This is a genomic window from Aquibacillus salsiterrae (assembly GCF_028416595.1).
Taxonomy (GTDB): domain Bacteria; phylum Bacillota; class Bacilli; order Bacillales; family Amphibacillaceae; genus Aquibacillus_A; species Aquibacillus_A salsiterrae.
Genome location: NZ_JAMQKC010000009.1, coordinates 1 through 15,948 on the forward strand (window position 1 = coordinate 1; position 15,948 = coordinate 15,948).

A 15,948-nucleotide genomic window follows, 5' to 3' on the forward strand; every position below is an offset into this window, starting at 1 on the left:
ATGGAAATGCTTTTTTTCGTCCCTTCAGGACAAGGCCACCAAGCGTAAGTACGGTAGTTGTTAGTCGGAACAGTACCAGAAAATTTGGTCGCTAGTGTTAATGAATAGAGTTTAAAATATAAATAATGAAATGAAAGGGATAACTAAACATAGCATTGTGAGAAGATAATGGTTCTAGGATCCTGACAACTCATTGTCTAAATGAATGGCCAGTTGCATTGTGTGTGACTGTAAATGGGGAGCCACGTCATTGCCACCGGCATTTAAACTGACAACGAATCAGACTGCGGACACGGTAGTGGAAGTGAGTAAAACCTTCCCTAGCTCCCAGTTGTGCTCTAGCTGTGGCTATAAAAATAAAGACGTTACAGATCAAGGATTATTTCTGAATAGTGTTGTTTTAACCAATACAGGAAACTTTGGAATTCCTGTAAACAGTTTTACCAACCTCAAGAAACAGTGCTTTAATTGCCTTAGATTATGGAAACTATCCAAAATTTGCTGCACAATCCGTTTTATTTACAACTTTATGCGCCAGTATATCGATTACGGTTATAATCTACATCACAGCAATTAGTTATTGGTTGCAGGTAAAGTAACGTAACCTCCGATTCTATAAATACTGAGATCTTAAATAGGTTGAAAAAGAAAGAACCAATTTGAATATAATGAGTTAGGATTTGTCAGGTTATTAAAGGAGTTTATGTGGAAATGAACACATTGCAAGAAGCAAAGACTATAGTTCGCTATCAAAATAATGATAAAGTGTATTATGGAATTGTTGAGGAAAATGAAATTATACAACTGTCTAGTAATTTTACAGAAATAGTGGAAAATGAAATAAAGTATGATGGTGTAAGAGTTGAATACAGTGAAGTGAAAATTTTGAAGCCAGTATCCCCTTCAAAGATTGTTAATTTTGGTTGGACTTATGCTGGACACGCAAAAGAGACTGGGGGCAAGGCTAATCTTGCAGAGCCATTCCTGTTTTTAAAGCCATCTTCTTCAATTATTGCAGATCAGGATGAAATCATTCTTCCTCCTGCAAATTTAACTAAACAGGTAGAGATGGAGGGGGAAGTAGCACTTGTTATCGGAAAGCATGGTAGAAATATAAAAGAAAAAGATGCACTAGATTATGTTTTTGGCTGTACAATTTTTAATGATGTAACGGCAAGAGACCTTACTAAATCAGATCCTCAGTTTACAAGAGGTAAAGGCTTTGATACTTTTGGTCCGTTGGGTCCATACATTGTGACTGGTATAGATCCGACTAACCTAAGAATTGTGACAACTTTAAACGGAGAAGTAGTCCAAGATGGTAATACTAATGAGATGTCACATTCAATTCCTTTTCTTATTAGTTGGATTTCACAGGTTATGACACTTGAGCCAGGGGATGTTCTTGCTACGGGTTCACCTTCAGGGAGTTGTCCAATGAAATCAGGAGATACTGTAGTAGTGGAAGTGGACAAAATTGGAAAGCTTCGGAACTATGTAAAATAGATATAATTAATCCTGATTATTCATAGAAAATCATACAATGGCTACTAACGCCTGCTGTATAATAAGCTTTTTGTTAGATTGATTCAACTTTGAAAATAGCAATGCAGCATGGAAGGTTTATAAAGAATTACACGCAGAAAATCAAAACCGTGAATTGTATATCTTTCATACCAACAATGAGGAAATTAAAGTGGTTGAACAGCCGTATATAGGAGTAGAAGAAGAGTATGAAGATTTTCATCGATAACCATTTACCTCTAGCTAGTATTGAGATTAAATACAATGGAAAGAAAAAGACATTTCATAACTTGCTGTTTGATACGGGATGTCCTTGCAACTATTTTGGATACTAATTTATGTGAAGAATATGGATCTTGATTTAGAATATGCAAAAGTAAATCTCTTATTAAGGGATAGGTCATATATTTCAAATCTTAGCTCCTATTCCTATAAGTAAAGCGTTAGTGCAACGGGAGTCATGTATCTTATTAAGGGAGTGTTAAATAGTGAACAAGCAAATAGTTGATATGAAAAATAAAGTAATTATTACTACAGTGTATCCGTCCAGCATTATCAAAGATTTTAGAATATATTTAACGTATCTGCAAAAAAATAAAATAAAATTAACGAAGGCGAATGCGTATTTTACGAAAAAAGATTTACTAGCAATTTATTCGCTAATTACACATGATAATATTGAGGTCCCGAAACACTCGACGCAAATCGGCTATCCAAAAATCCATTTGTTTTATCATCTCTCTATCAATCTTGATTTCATTAGGATTAAACGTACTCAAACGTCAGCGCTTGCCTTGGTTCAAAGTAAGCAAATAGATGAATTTATGGAGCTGACATCCACGGAACAATATGTAACTCTATTAGAAGTCTTTTGGATGGAGACTGATTGGGAAGACCTTCAGGGGGAAACGTGGAATATAGAACCGAATAATGTTGACTTATTATTTGAAGAATTAGAGAACTATCCTGCCAATAAAGTTATTCAGTTAAAGCAATATAAAGACATTGAAAATACTGTTTATAGATATGGGCAATTTTTCTATTATTTTAGTTATTTTGGATTTTGGACATTTGAAATTGATGAAATTGAATCAAATAAGCCAGATAGACCGAAACGCACAGTTGCTCAATCGATAATGTTAACTCCCTTTTTCAAGCAAGTATCACACATATTACTTGAAACGTGGTATCCATACCAAGAGAAAAAACTGGATCAATCTTTCCATTTATTAACGAATTTATTTAATCTTCCAAATGAAATTATGGAAGAAATTAATTTAGAGAAACCTCAAAGTAAGATATCGCTAATTTCATTATTAAAGCCGTTATTTCCATCAGGACAATTAAACACGACATTAAAGAAACAAGTATCCTTTATCAGGGGAACGTATTTATTAAAAGTAAAACTTCACCAATCTTGTTGGCGAGTGCTGGAATTATCAAGTTCCCATACTTTACTTGATGTACATAATTTAATTCAGATGGCGTTTAACTTTGATGATGATCATTTATATGCTTTCTACATGGATGGGAAAAAATTCAGTAAACACCACTATATTGCCCCAATGGGTAGTGAAGGTCCTTATGTCGATGAAGTGAAAATTGGTGATATGAATTTATACGAGGAACAGAGTTTCCTTTATTTATTTGATTTTGGGGATGAGTGGGAATTTGATATTCAAGTGGAAAAAATAATCGAAGGCGAAGAAGTACCTAACCCGAGAATTAAAGATGAATACGGTAAGGCTCCAAATCAATATAGTTGGTAACTTAACTCTGAAAGAATATGATGATTTTATTTGACTACAATTGATAAAAATGCTTAGGGATATGAAAGAAGAGTTGTCAGCTTAATAACAGCATCCCAATCTGCCACAACCCTTGAACCATAGGAACATTGGGCAGTAGCAGAATATGTAAAGAGGCCACTCAAAGGTTTAATAAACCAATGAGAAGCCTCTTTATATATTAGGTTAGCACATGACTTTAAACGTCGTTACCCTATGTTGTCTCCCCTTTTATTAGCTCCACATCCACTACTGAGTTGTTGATAGAATCTAACTCTTTGGTTTCAACCATGTTTATAACAGTGGTACTTAGTATTTTTCCTATGCGACTAACAGGCTGCGCAATGGTAGTTAGTTTCGGAGTTTGCAGCATTCTCGTAAAACTATGAAAGTCATAACCTACTATTTTTAATTGTTCAGGAACCTTAATATTGTTTTTTGCAGCATATAGGTATAAAGCATAAGCCACAAGGTCATTACTACAAAACACCCCATCAAAATCAGTAAGCTTTACCGAAACTTCACTTTCAATAAAATCGCTAAAATAATCGAAAGTTAAATTATCTTGTGTTCCTTCAATGACTTCATGGTCAATATTATGTTTCATACACGTTAATCTAAAAGCATCCGTCCGTCTATTTGGTAATAAATCTAATTTTAACGGACCAGATATGTGCAACAATTTTTTGCATCCAGATTCAATCAAGTGCTCCGTAGCAATTTCACCGCCTCTATAATTATCAGCCGCAACATAAGGGAAATGATTGGCAATTATTCGGTCAAACGTTACTACTGGAAAACTTAATTTTTTATATTCTTCCACATCTAATGTATGACTACACATTATAAGACCGTCAACTCTATTCTCTTTTAACATGCTAATATATTTTGTTTCTTTTTCAAGCTGATCAAGAGAATTGCAAATTAGAACCTTGTAGTTATGTTCATTAGCAGTTATCTCTACATGCTTAATTAACTCTGAAAAAAATGGATGGTTTGAATCTGGAACTATTATACCTAAGATATAGGACTGACTTTTTTGAAGAGCTCTAGCAATTTGATTAGGAGAATAATTTATCTCTTCCATAGCCTTTTCCACTTTTTTTCTAGTTTCTTTGCCAATATATCCGCGATTATTTAAGACACGCGACACAGTAGTAACTGATACGCCTGCTCGAATAGCTACATCTTTAATATTCACCAAGTTTACCGTCTCCTTCAGGTGTGTTCTTGTGAAGAAACCCCAATCTAATAATGTATAGTTACTATTATACCTGAACAAAGTTATAAATTTCACAAAATAATACTTGTCACATGTGGTAAGGTTACCACATTATTTTATAAGGTGATAGAGATGATTTAATAGAAGTTTTTGGGTTTCATTTCATGTTATAGCCTTATTCTAAAGGTTTTAGCAATAATGACAAACTGTTATATAGTGAATGATTCAATGGAATGTGAAAACGTTTGACATATTAAAGCTGCCATTGTATTATTCTATTTGTAACCATTTGCAATAATTTTTCACTTAATGGGAGGAACTATAAAATGAAAAAAATGTATTCACTATTAACTACAGGTTTAATAGCTTCAAGTCTTCTGTTGTCTGCTTGTGGCAGTGACTCAACAGATGATTCAGGATCAAGTTCAGCAGAAGGGGATAAAATAACGCTTGAAGTGTATCAAGGAAAAGTAGAAATAAAAGATCAATTTGAAGAAATGATTAAATCATATGAACAAGAAAATCCAAATGTAGAAATCAAGTTTACAGCTGTAGGAGGCGGAACAGATTATCTAGGATCACTTAAAACAAAATTTTCATCAGGTGATGAGCCGGAGATTTTTAGTGTTGCAGGACCTTCTGAAGCCGAGCAGTTTACAGATTATTTAGCAGATTTGTCAGATACAGAGTCTGCAAAACTAGCACTTGATGGTACACTTGCTGCTGTAACTGAAGGTGATCAAGTTTTAGGATTGCCATATAATCAAGAAGGTTACGGATACATCTATAATAAAGCAATCTTTAAAGATGCAGGTATAGATCCATCAACAATTAAAACATATGATGATCTGAAAAGTGTTGTAGAAACCTTGGATAGCAAAAAAGAAGAATTGGGTATTGAAGCTGTTTTTGCATTAGCAGCTAAAGAAAAGTGGGTTATAGGGAATCACTTAGCCAATGTGTACTTAGCACCAGAATTCAACAACAATGTTTTGGAAGCTTATGATGCCAAAACAGTGACGTTTGAAAAAGGTGATGAGCTACAACAGATGCTTGACCTTCAAGTGAAATACTCTATTCAACCTACATTAAATGTTGATTATTCTCAGCAAGTTGAACAATATTTTTCATTAGGTCAAGTGGCCATGATTCAACAAGGTAATTGGGTGTTTCCTTCAATCGAACAAATGGATCCAGAACTAGCACAAAATATTGGTGTTTTACCAATTCCTGTAGAAGGTAATGAAGGAAGCATCCCAGTTGGGGTTCCAAATTATTGGGCCGTAAACAAAAATAAAGACGAAGAAGTTGTACAGGCTGCTAAAGATTTCCTTGACTGGATGAACACATCTGAAGTAGGAAAAGATACAGTAGTAACAAAATTCAATTTCATTCCTGCATATGAAGGATACGATGCAAGTAAGATTGCTGACCCGCTTTCAAAAGATATTTATGAGTATTCAACAAATGGAAATACAATTGGTTGGGTATTTGCAGGTTATCCAAGTAATGCATGGGGAGATATTTTAGGTGCAAACATGCAAAAATACATTGCTGGTGAAATGACGTGGGAAGATGTAATTAATGATTCTATCCAAAAATGGGAAGAGCCACGTAATTAATTGCATAAATAAAGCTAACAAAGCTTCTGGCTTTGTTAGCTTTATTCTTTTTAAAACTACACCCTTTTTAGGGCAGTTGGATATGTACTGGAGGCGTTAATTGTGAAAAATCGAGACCTTGCATTTTGGCTATTTTTAACACCCGTGATTTTGGCCTTGGGTATTGTCGTTATTATCCCTTTAGTTTTGGGTACGTTCTATTCTTTTACAGACTGGAATGGCTTAACAATCACGAAATTTATTGGTTTCGAAAATTATAGGACTCTTTTAAAAGATACTGATTTTTTAAATTCTATTTGGTTTACAACAAAATTTTCTTTTGTAACTGTTTTATTATTGAACTTTTTTGGACTAGGTTTAGCGATATTAGTTACACAAAAACTCAAGTCAAGCAATTTTTTAAGAACGATTTTCTTTATGCCGAACTTAATTGGTGGACTGATTTTAGGGTTTATCTGGCAGTTTATTTTTGTTAATGTCTTTGGAAATATTGGTCAAGTTTTAGGTATTCCATCATTGCAAGGTTGGTTATCCACAACAACAACGGGGTTCTGGGGTCTTGTTATTTTAACTTGTTGGCAAATGGCTGGGTATATCATGATTATTTATATTGCATACTTACAAAATATACCTAATGAACTTAATGAAGCAGCTGATATTGATGGTGCAAATAGTTTCCAACGCTTTCGTCATATTACATTTCCACTTGTAGCACCAGCATTTACAGTTAGTATGTTTTTAACATTGTCCATGTCATTTAAAATTTATGATCAAAACTTATCTCTAACGAATGGTGGTCCATTTGACTCAACACAAATGGTAGCAATGGAAATTGTTAGAACCGCATATACCGAGAACCAATTGGCATATGGGCAGGCAAAAGCTGTTATTTTCTTTGTCATTATTGCAATCATTGCACTCACACAAGTTTATTATAATAAGAAGAGAGAGGTGGACATGTAATGCAGAGCAAACGTAAAAAACTTTTCATAGAGTTAATGGGAATTTTGCTTGGGTTGATATGGCTAGCTCCTTTTTATTTAATGTTAGTAAATGCATTTAAAACAAAGAAAGAAATATTTATGGGGGTTCTTGGGCTGCCGAGTTCGTTCAATTTTTCGAACTTTGTCGAAGCCTTTAATGAATTGGATTTCTTAAACTCGCTTTTTTATTCCATTCTTATTACTTTCGTTAGTATTACAATCATTATTTTCTTCTCGTCTATGGCTGGCTATGCGTTAGCCAGAAATAAGAGTAAGTTAAGCGGTGCAATATTGTTAATCTTTGTAGCTGCCATGTTAATTCCATTTCAATCGGTAATGATACCACTTGTTTCTATGTTCGGGAAAGTTGATATGTTGAATCCGGTTGGTTTGATGTTTATGTATTTAGGATTTGGGTGTAGCTTATCCATATTTTTGTACCATGGTGCGATGACAGGTATATCGGTTTCGCTAGATGAGGCAGCAACTATTGATGGTGCTAATAAATTACAAATTTTCACTCGTATTATCTTTCCATTATTAAAACCAATTTCTGTAACAGTAGCTATTTTAAATACTATTTGGATTTGGAATGATTACCTATTACCATCACTAATTTTAAGTCAAGAAACGGCTACCATTCCTTTAAAAATGTTCTTTTTCTTTGGACAATACACAAAACAATGGCATTTAGCTTTAGCGGGATTAACTCTTGCTATAATTCCAGTAATAGTTGGTTATTTCTTTGCTCAAAAACAAATTATTGAGGGAGTTTCAGAAGGTGCAGTGAAGTAATTTAAAGATTTAGGTATGAGTCGAGGTTATACAATGACAGTGGCGCTAATACGTCGAGAATTCTAACGATAGTTTGGAGCATACAAGAGGTAAGGAGAATGATTATGAATAGAGATTGGTGGAAAGAAGCAGTTGCATATCAAATCTATCCTCGAAGTTTTAAAGATTCGAATGGCGATGGAATTGGTGATATTCAAGGGATTATTTCTAAATTGGACTATATAAAGAATTTAGGGATTGACGTAATTTGGATTTGTCCTGTCTATAAATCTCCTAATGATGATAATGGTTATGATATTAGCGACTATCAAGACATTATGGATGAGTTTGGAACAATGGCTGATTTCGATCAGCTATTAAGAGAAGTGCATGACCGAGGTATGAAGTTAATTATAGATCTTGTAATCAACCATACAAGTGATGAACATCCATGGTTCATTGAATCACGCTCTTCTAAAGATAACCCTAAGCGTGATTGGTATATTTGGCGAGATGGTAAAGACGGAAAGGAACCAAATAATTGGGAAAGTATTTTTAGTGGATCTGTTTGGCAATACGAACAAAATACAGATCAGTACTATATGCATATCTTCTCAACCAAGCAACCTGATCTGAACTGGAGGAATCCTGACGTAAGGAACGCCTTATATCAAATGATTAACTGGTGGCTAGATAAAGGAATCGATGGTTTCCGTGTTGATGCAATAAGTCATATTAATAAAGAGGAAGGGTTAGAGGATATGCCTAATCCAAAAGGTTTAAAGTATGTATCTTCCTTTGATAAACATATGAACGTGGACGGTATTCATGAATATCTTCAAGAATTAAAAGAAACAACATTTTCTAAATACGATATTATGACTGTTGGTGAAGCAAACGGTGTCAAAGTTGAAGATGAAGAGGATCTTGAAGCATGGATTGGAGAAGAGAAAGGAAAATTCAACATGGTATTCCAATTTGAACATTTAGATTTATGGAGTGCTAAAGATAATGAGCCACTTGATATACTAGGATTGAAATCTGCTTTAACAAAATGGCAGAAGGCGTTAGAAAGTAAAGGCTGGAATGCGCTATTCATTGAAAATCACGATCAACCGCGGAGAATTTCGACGTGGGGTGATGATAAGGATTTTTGGTATGAAAGTGCAACAGCTCTAGCATCCATGTATTTTCTAATGCAAGGCACTCCTTTTATTTATCAAGGACAAGAAATAGGAATGACAAATGTTAAGTTTAATTCCATTGAAGAATACAATGATGTTGCTGATAAAAATATGTATCGATATAAACGAGAAGAAGGTATATCTCATGAAGATATAATGAAGGTTATCTGGGCATCAAGTCGTGATAATTCTAGAACACCAATGCAATGGTCTACAGAAAGGAATGCTGGTTTTACAACGGGTACTCCGTGGTTAGGTGTGAATGAAAATTACCAAAAAATTAATGTAGAACGGCAGCTAAATGATGAAAATTCCATTCTTCATTTTTATAAAAAAATGATTGCAGTAAAAAAAGAAAATGATGTATTTACTTATGGAATATACAATCTTATACTTGCAGATCATCCTCAAATTTACGCCTATACTCGTCAGTTAGATGATGACAGAGTGGTAGTATTTTCAAACCTTACAGGTGAACCTGCTACATGGAAAGGTAATCTTAATTTCTCTGTAAAAGGTGAGAATTTATTGTTAGCCAATTATGATATGACTCATCATGATGCAATGAAAAGATTTGAATTAAAACCATATGAGACACGAGTCTATCGTATTCAGTAGTATTAACTAATATAGGAAATAGATTGTTAATGTCTATTTTTTTTTTTTTTTTTTGGGGGATTACATCATGTTTCATTTTGATAGAAGGATAGAATTTCAGAATAAAGATAACGATATCTTAACAGTAGGTGAATTGCTAGTTGATATGATATCAGATGATTATAACGATGATCATGAAAGTGATTCATATAGAAAGTTTTTTGGTGGATCACCTTCTAATATTGCGATGAATGTAAAAAAATTAGGTGTCAATTCGCTTGTAGCATCAGCTGTTGGAGAAGATGGATTAGGTACGTTTTTAATTAATCACTTAAAAAGTGCTAACATTGATACGCAATGTGTTCAAAGAGTAGATTATTCAACAAGTATGGTATTAGTAAATAAAAGTAAAGGTACACCAATTCCTACTTTTTATCGAGAAGCGGATTATCATTTAGCATATACACCAGAAATCGAAAACGCAATTGCTAAATCAAAGGTTGTTCATTTTTCCTGTTGGCCGATTTCTAGAACACCGGTGCGTGAGACGGTAGAGAAGGTAATGGCTGTTGCAAGGAAAAATAATTTATTAGTAGGATTTGATCCGAATTATCATCCGATGATTTGGCAGAAGGGTGAAAACGGTGTTGAATATGTCAAGAAAATCATTAGCAAGGTAGATATCGTTAAACCGTCTGAGGATGATGCAGAACGAATTTTTGGAAAAGATTCACACCAAAATCAAATGCAAAAGTTTTTAGATCTTGGCGCCAAGTTAGTGATTATGACACTTGGTAAAGATGGTGCACTTGTTTCAAATGGACAAGAAACATTGCAATTTGACAGTCTAGCAACAGAAATAGTTGATACAACTGGAGCAGGGGATGCATTTTGGTCTGGTTTCTATACGGCATTGATAAAAGGGAAAATGATTAGAGATGCGTTGGAACTAGGCTTTGCCGTTAGTGCGTTTAAATTACAGCACACAGGGGCTGTCGTTGATTTACCAAAGCTTGAAGACTTACAAGGACAATATCATTTGTAGGAAGGACGATTGGATGGCTGTTAAAAACCAAGTACAGTTAATTACCTATCCGGATTCGATGGGGGGAGATTTAAATACGCTTAATGAGATGCTAGTAAAGCACTTTTCTAACATCTTTCCAGGTGGTGTGCATATCTTACCGCCTTTCCCGTCATCAGGCGACAGAGGCTTTGCGCCATTAACGTATTTAGAAATTGAACCAAGCTTTGGGACTTGGAAAGATATTAGACGAATCGGAGAAAACTTTGATATTTTAGTAGACTTGATGGTGAATCATATCTCAAAGCAGTCACCGTATTTTCAAGACTTTCTTAAAAAGGGACGAAATTCCGAATATGCTGATTTATTTATCACTCTTGATAAGGTGTGGGAAGACGGAAATCCAGTTCAAAAAGATATCGATAAGATGTTTCTGCGTAGAGAGGTCCCTTATTCAACCTTTAAAATTGAAAACAATGGTGAAGAAGAAAAGGTTTGGACGACATTTGGAAAAACGGATCCTTCTGAACAAGTCGATTTTGATGTCCATTCGGAGAAAGTGAAGGCGCTGTTCACTGAGTTCTTCATGAATTTTAAAAAGCAAAACATCAAAATCGTAAGACTTGATGCTGTGGGATATGTGATTAAAAAATTAGGTACTAGTTGCTTTTTTGTAGAACCAGATATTTATAAGTTTTTAGATTGGGTTATGGAGCTTGCGAGTTCATTAGACATTGAATTACTTCCTGAAGTACATTCCCATCATTCTATTCAATATAAGCTAGCAGAATATGGTTGTTGGATTTATGATTTTATTTTACCTTATAGAATACTAGATACATTAACAAATAAAAGTAGTAAAGCATTACTAGACTATTTAAAGGATCGACCCGAAAAACAGTTTACCATGTTAGATTGTCATGATGGTGTCCCGGTTAAGCCAGATTTAGATGATTTAATTGATACTAAGGAAGCAAGAAAGCTAGTGGATACACTTGTAGATAGAGGTTCTAACTTAAGCCTGATTTTGTCAGATGAACATAAATCTGAAGACGGGTTTGATGTACACCAAATAAGGGGTACTTATTATTCGATGCTTGGCTGCGAGGATGATGCTTACTTAGCAGCTCGAGCTATTCAGTTTTTTGCACCGGGTGTCCCACAAGTATATTATGTTGGATTACTAGCTGGAAAAAATGATGAGAAGAAGATTAAAGAAACTGGTGATGGACGTGAAATTAACCGCCATAACTATAGTGTGGAAGAAATTGAAGAGTCACTGAGTAAGGAAGTTGTTAAAAGGTTATTAAAACTTATTAGATTTAGGAATGAATATGATGCATTCAACGGTCAGTTTACTGTTTTAGATTCGAATGAAAATGGAGTTAAACTTTCTTGGGAAAAAGAAGAAAAGACATGTACGCTATTCATTGATCTTAAGACAAATAAAACTGTTATTGATTTTATTGACGAGAATGGTGAATTAAATCAGTATTTAGTATAAGTGCTAAATTATAAATATTTAATCTATGCTAAGGCTTACCGTTCTGGGTCCAAGTGATTTAGGTGTGAGTTGCTTATCTCTGCGAGGACCTAGGAGTTGTAGCTGGATTACGCTAGGAAGCGGAAAGGGCTCGCCCAGGCGAGAAACGCATAAGCGGAGCGCCGTAAATGACTGGCTCTTTGGTTACCGAAGTGAACTGCTTTTGACGCGAGCGACTAGCCCTGTAGCTAGACTGTCGCTCAAACTCTTCATATATCCAATATGCTAAAAAATTCTAACAAAAGTTAATAAATATTATCTAGGTTTCTCATTAGTGATTAAAACTTTTGAGAAGCCTTTTTTGCTGACGTTTAAGGTGATGCATATTAATAAGAATCACAATCACGTAATGATTTTACAATCTACTCTCTTCTTATTGCTACTTCTAGTTAATCAGTGTATATTTGACACAGAGTATAAATTTAATCAATACAGAGATTAGATTACGAAAAATCATATCCAAAAAAGAAATCTAATTCGATTTATCAACTTTTGAGAGAAAAATTGACCGACAAAATTAATCAGAAACTCATTGAACTTTACTATAAAGGAGTAGAATAACTAATGAGTGAGGAATATAATTGGGCAGGAAATTACAAATATAGTTCTAAAGAATGGCATTATCCAAAAAGAATTGAAGAAATACAACAATTGGTTACTCGCTGCAATAAAATAAGAGTTGTAGGAACTCGCCATTCTTTCAACGGTATTGCTGACAGTAAAGAGAACATCATATCCCTTGAAAAACTAAACAAGGTTATTTCTTTGGATTCGGATAATAAAACGGTTACAGTTGAAGCCGGGATTAAATATAGTGATCTTGCAAAATACCTAGCCAAGGAAGGTTATGCAATTAGAAATCTAGCTTCTTTACCACATATCTCTGTGGCCGGGGCTTGCGCTACTGCAACACATGGTTCTGGAAATAAGAATAGCTGCTTATCAACAGCTGTAAAGGCAATGGACGTAGTTACTGCAGACGGTACTTTAGTTTCTTTCTCCCGCGAACAAAACAAAGGGGAGATGGAGGGTGTAGTTGTTGGCCTTGGTGGTCTAGGAGTAGTAACACAGCTCACGTTAGACATTGTGCCTGCATACGAGATTAAACAAACAGTATATGAAAATCTACTCTTAACAGAATTTGAGCACCACTTTGACGACATTTATTCAAGCGCTTACAGTGTCAGTTCATTCACCAACTGGCAGGATGAAAAAATCAATCAAGTCTGGCTTAAACACTATGTAACGGACTCAGATTCGGATAGTTTGGAACAGACCTTGTTTGGTGCATCACTAGCAAAGGAAAAACAGCACCCAATTCAAGGACTTGGTACGGAAAATTGCACCGACCAGTTAGGTGTGCCAGGACCATGGTTTGACCGTTTGCCACACTTTCGGATGGACTTTGTACCAAGTAGTGGGGAAGAGCTGCAAAGCGAGTATATAATGCCTCGTCGTCATGGGTATAAAGCGTTACGTGCGATTAGCGAGATTCGTGAACAAATCGCACCTTTGCTACTAGTTTCAGAGGTTCGTACTATTGCTAGTGATAACCTTTGGATGAGCCCATGTTATAAGGAGGATTCGGTTGGTATCCACTTCACTTGGAAACAAGATTGGGGTGCTGTTCAAAAGGTACTACCAAAGGTTGAAGAACAGTTGACACCTTTTAATGCGAAGCCACATTGGGGGAAGCTGTTTACTATGTCACCAAAGCAAGTACAGTCGGGCTTTGAAAAAATCAAAGATTTCAAACAACTACTAGTAAAGTACGATCCAAAAGGTAAATTTCGTAATGAGTTTTTAGATAAATATATTTTTAGTGAGGATGAAAGCTAAAGGAAACTTGATCAAAGTGGTCAATGTCAGTTTCAAGTGTGAAGCTTATAAATGAGCTTATAGTGCTTCGCCAGTGACGATTATAGGGCTAGAAAAGCATTGGTGTGTTAACCAGTGCTTTTTTCCGTTTATGTAACAATATCGACCCAAAAAAGAAGCTGAATTAAATTTTTAACTGCCGTTCATCCTACTCAGCCATGAAATATGATATAGTAGAGTTAATTTTTGTTAATGCATACCGACTCTACTTAGATAAGAGGTGCTTTACTTGAAAATACTTACATATTTTAAAAACATTTACTACGGCTGGGTTATCCTCTTTATTGCTGGTTTAGGCGTTTTTTTTTCGGGGCCAGGACAAACATATTCGAATTCAGTATTTATCGATGAGTACATAAGAGATTTTGGTTGGTCAAGATCAGAGGTTTCTGGTCTGTATTCGTTTGCTACCTTAGCTGCTGGATTACTTATGATCCTTGTTGGTAGATTCATAGATAGGTTTGGGCAAAGGTTGATGATGGTAGTTATTGGGACGGCTTTTGCCATTGCGTGTTTCTTTAATAGTATTGTTTCAAGCATGTGGATGCTAGCAATTGGATTCTTTCTCATCAGGTTGTTAGGGCAAGGTAGTATGTCGTTAATACCAAACACCCTTGTCGCGCAATGGTTTGTAAAACGCCGAGGTTTCGCCTTTAGCTTGAAGACATTAGGTAGCTTTGCAAGTGCAATGTCCTTTCCGTTGATTAATACTTGGTTAATTCAAACCTGGAGTTGGCAGTTTGCATGGAGGTTATGGGGGATTCTATTATTAGTAGTATTTGTCCCAATCGCTTTTTTTGGTGTTCGAAACAAGCCAGAAGATATGGGACTTCAACCAGATGGAAATAAAAATCAACTCGAAAGAATGAAGCCGGTTCTTGGGACGACTGTTGTAGAAACGAGTGAGGAGGATTGGACGCTTAAAGAGGCCATGAGAACTAAGTCATTTTGGGCAATTTTAATTTGTGTTGGAATACCTGCAATGGTCAATACGGGAATTACCTTCCATATCATTTCTATATTCGGAAGCAACGAATTAAAACCAGAAATAGCTGCAATGGTCCTGAGTTTAATGGCTATAGTTGGGATACCAATGTCACTGATATCAGGTGTCATTACTGAAAAAGTAAGGACTAATTATTTATTATTATTTATTTTCATTATTGAAGTAATTTTGCTTTTTTTACTATTGATGACAACAAATATCTTAGTTGCCATTTTGTTTGGTACGATATGGGGAGTTGCAAATGGTTTTGAAAGAATTGCATTAAATGTGATTTGGCCGAATTATTTCGGTAGGAAATATATCGGTAGTATTAATGGTGTTGGTGTAACAGTTGGTGTTCTAGGATCAGCGTTTGGTCCGCTTCCTTTTGGAATAGGCTTTGACATGTTCCAGAGCTATGCACCAGTGCTTATGTTTGTCCTTATTTTCCCTATAATAGGTATTATTTGCTCATTAATTGCTAAGAAGCCGAATAAGGCTCAGATAAGACAGCATGCTTAAATGTAATAACACCCTACAAATACTGTAGGGTGTTATTTAGATTTATTATATTCTCTCCCCTTTTTTTAATCTTTCAATTAAATCATTTAAGTCCTCTTGCTTTATCCTCCAGTGCCTCCCGATTTTAAATCCGGGAATCTTACCTTCTTGAACCAATTTATATGTTGTCATTTCACTAAGTTGCAGGTATTCTGCGACTTGTGAAACAGTCATAATTTCCTTATCCATAAAATACGCCCCCAAATTACTGCATACCCTTATCATACCATAATTAAGGCTGAAATTTAAAAGATGAGTATAAAA

The 15,948-nt window shown here is 35.1% G+C and carries 12 protein-coding genes and 1 pseudogene; 11 read left to right on the forward strand and 2 right to left on the reverse strand.

Features of this window, described 5'->3' with window-relative positions; genetic code table 11:
- Positions 1-295 precede the first annotated feature (295 nt).
- The 3 genes and pseudogenes from NC799_RS18430 to NC799_RS11070 all read left to right on the forward strand — a co-directional run.
- A pseudogene (locus NC799_RS18430) lies at positions 296-382 on the forward strand (RNA-guided endonuclease TnpB family protein); the annotation flags it as partial.
- A 329-nt stretch (positions 383-711) separates the two neighbouring features.
- A complete protein-coding gene (locus NC799_RS11065) occupies positions 712-1,506 on the forward strand; it encodes a fumarylacetoacetate hydrolase family protein (protein WP_272446502.1) in 795 nt (264 codons plus the stop codon).
- Between the two features lie 506 nt (positions 1,507-2,012).
- Positions 2,013-3,293 (forward strand): plasmid pRiA4b ORF-3 family protein, encoded by a 1,281-nt coding sequence (locus NC799_RS11070; protein WP_272446503.1) that lies wholly within the window; start codon positions 2,013-2,015, stop codon positions 3,291-3,293.
- 232 nt (positions 3,294-3,525) lie between these two features.
- Here the strand turns inward: NC799_RS11070 and NC799_RS11075 are convergent, their stop codons facing one another.
- A complete protein-coding gene (locus NC799_RS11075; protein ID WP_272446577.1) occupies positions 3,526-4,512 on the reverse strand; it encodes a LacI family DNA-binding transcriptional regulator in 987 nt (328 codons plus the stop codon).
- A gap of 347 nt (positions 4,513-4,859) precedes the next feature.
- On the opposite strand from NC799_RS11075, the gene NC799_RS11080 reads away from it, so the two are divergent.
- The 8 genes from NC799_RS11080 to NC799_RS11115 all read left to right on the forward strand — a co-directional run bounded on the left by NC799_RS11080 (position 4,860) and on the right by NC799_RS11115 (position 15,645).
- On the forward strand, positions 4,860-6,155 hold the full coding sequence (locus NC799_RS11080) for an ABC transporter substrate-binding protein (RefSeq protein ID WP_272446504.1): 1,296 nt from the start codon (positions 4,860-4,862) through the stop codon (positions 6,153-6,155).
- A gap of 102 nt (positions 6,156-6,257) precedes the next feature.
- Complete coding sequence (locus NC799_RS11085; protein ID WP_272446505.1) at positions 6,258-7,118, forward strand: carbohydrate ABC transporter permease; 861 nt, start codon at positions 6,258-6,260, stop codon at positions 7,116-7,118.
- The gene (locus tag NC799_RS11090) at positions 7,118-7,933 is read left to right on the forward strand and encodes a carbohydrate ABC transporter permease (protein ID WP_272446506.1); all 816 of its coding nucleotides are present in this window, start codon (positions 7,118-7,120) and stop codon (positions 7,931-7,933) included. The genes NC799_RS11085 and NC799_RS11090 overlap by 1 nt, the downstream gene beginning before the upstream one ends.
- A gap of 104 nt (positions 7,934-8,037) precedes the next feature.
- A complete protein-coding gene (locus tag NC799_RS11095) occupies positions 8,038-9,714 on the forward strand; it encodes a glycoside hydrolase family 13 protein (RefSeq protein WP_272446578.1) in 1,677 nt (558 codons plus the stop codon).
- A 67-nt stretch (positions 9,715-9,781) separates the two neighbouring features.
- The gene (locus NC799_RS11100; protein WP_272446507.1) at positions 9,782-10,738 is read left to right on the forward strand and encodes a carbohydrate kinase family protein; all 957 of its coding nucleotides are present in this window, start codon (positions 9,782-9,784) and stop codon (positions 10,736-10,738) included.
- Positions 10,739-10,751: 13 nt separating this feature from the next.
- Positions 10,752-12,221 (forward strand): sucrose phosphorylase, encoded by a 1,470-nt coding sequence (gene gtfA / locus NC799_RS11105; RefSeq protein ID WP_272446508.1) that lies wholly within the window; start codon positions 10,752-10,754, stop codon positions 12,219-12,221.
- Between the two features lie 603 nt (positions 12,222-12,824).
- Positions 12,825-14,099, forward strand: a complete 1,275-nt coding sequence (locus tag NC799_RS11110) for an FAD-binding protein (protein ID WP_272446509.1) — start codon at positions 12,825-12,827, stop codon at positions 14,097-14,099.
- Between the two features lie 268 nt (positions 14,100-14,367).
- A complete protein-coding gene (locus NC799_RS11115; RefSeq protein WP_272446510.1) occupies positions 14,368-15,645 on the forward strand; it encodes an MFS transporter in 1,278 nt (425 codons plus the stop codon).
- A 45-nt stretch (positions 15,646-15,690) separates the two neighbouring features.
- On the opposite strand, the gene NC799_RS11120 is transcribed toward NC799_RS11115, so the two are convergent.
- Positions 15,691-15,873, reverse strand: a complete 183-nt coding sequence (locus NC799_RS11120) for a helix-turn-helix domain-containing protein (RefSeq protein ID WP_272446511.1) — start codon at positions 15,871-15,873, stop codon at positions 15,691-15,693.
- Positions 15,874-15,948 lie beyond the last annotated feature (75 nt).

What these genes read in the sequence shown, in the direction of transcription:
- NC799_RS11090 (WP_272446506.1), top strand. Translation starts at nt 7,118, where the DNA reads ATGCAGAGCAAACGTAAAAAACTTTTCATAGAGTTAATGGGAATTTTG.
- gtfA (WP_272446508.1), top strand. Translation starts at nt 10,752, where the DNA reads ATGGCTGTTAAAAACCAAGTACAGTTAATTACCTATCCGGATTCGATG.
- NC799_RS11095 (WP_272446578.1), top strand. Translation starts at nt 8,038, where the DNA reads ATGAATAGAGATTGGTGGAAAGAAGCAGTTGCATATCAAATCTATCCT.
- NC799_RS11080 (WP_272446504.1), top strand. Translation starts at nt 4,860, where the DNA reads ATGAAAAAAATGTATTCACTATTAACTACAGGTTTAATAGCTTCAAGT.
- NC799_RS11065 (WP_272446502.1), top strand. Translation starts at nt 712, where the DNA reads ATGAACACATTGCAAGAAGCAAAGACTATAGTTCGCTATCAAAATAAT.
- NC799_RS11120 (WP_272446511.1), bottom strand. Translation starts at nt 15,873, where the DNA reads ATGGATAAGGAAATTATGACTGTTTCACAAGTCGCAGAATACCTGCAA.
- NC799_RS11100 (WP_272446507.1), top strand. Translation starts at nt 9,782, where the DNA reads ATGTTTCATTTTGATAGAAGGATAGAATTTCAGAATAAAGATAACGAT.
- NC799_RS11110 (WP_272446509.1), top strand. Translation starts at nt 12,825, where the DNA reads ATGAGTGAGGAATATAATTGGGCAGGAAATTACAAATATAGTTCTAAA.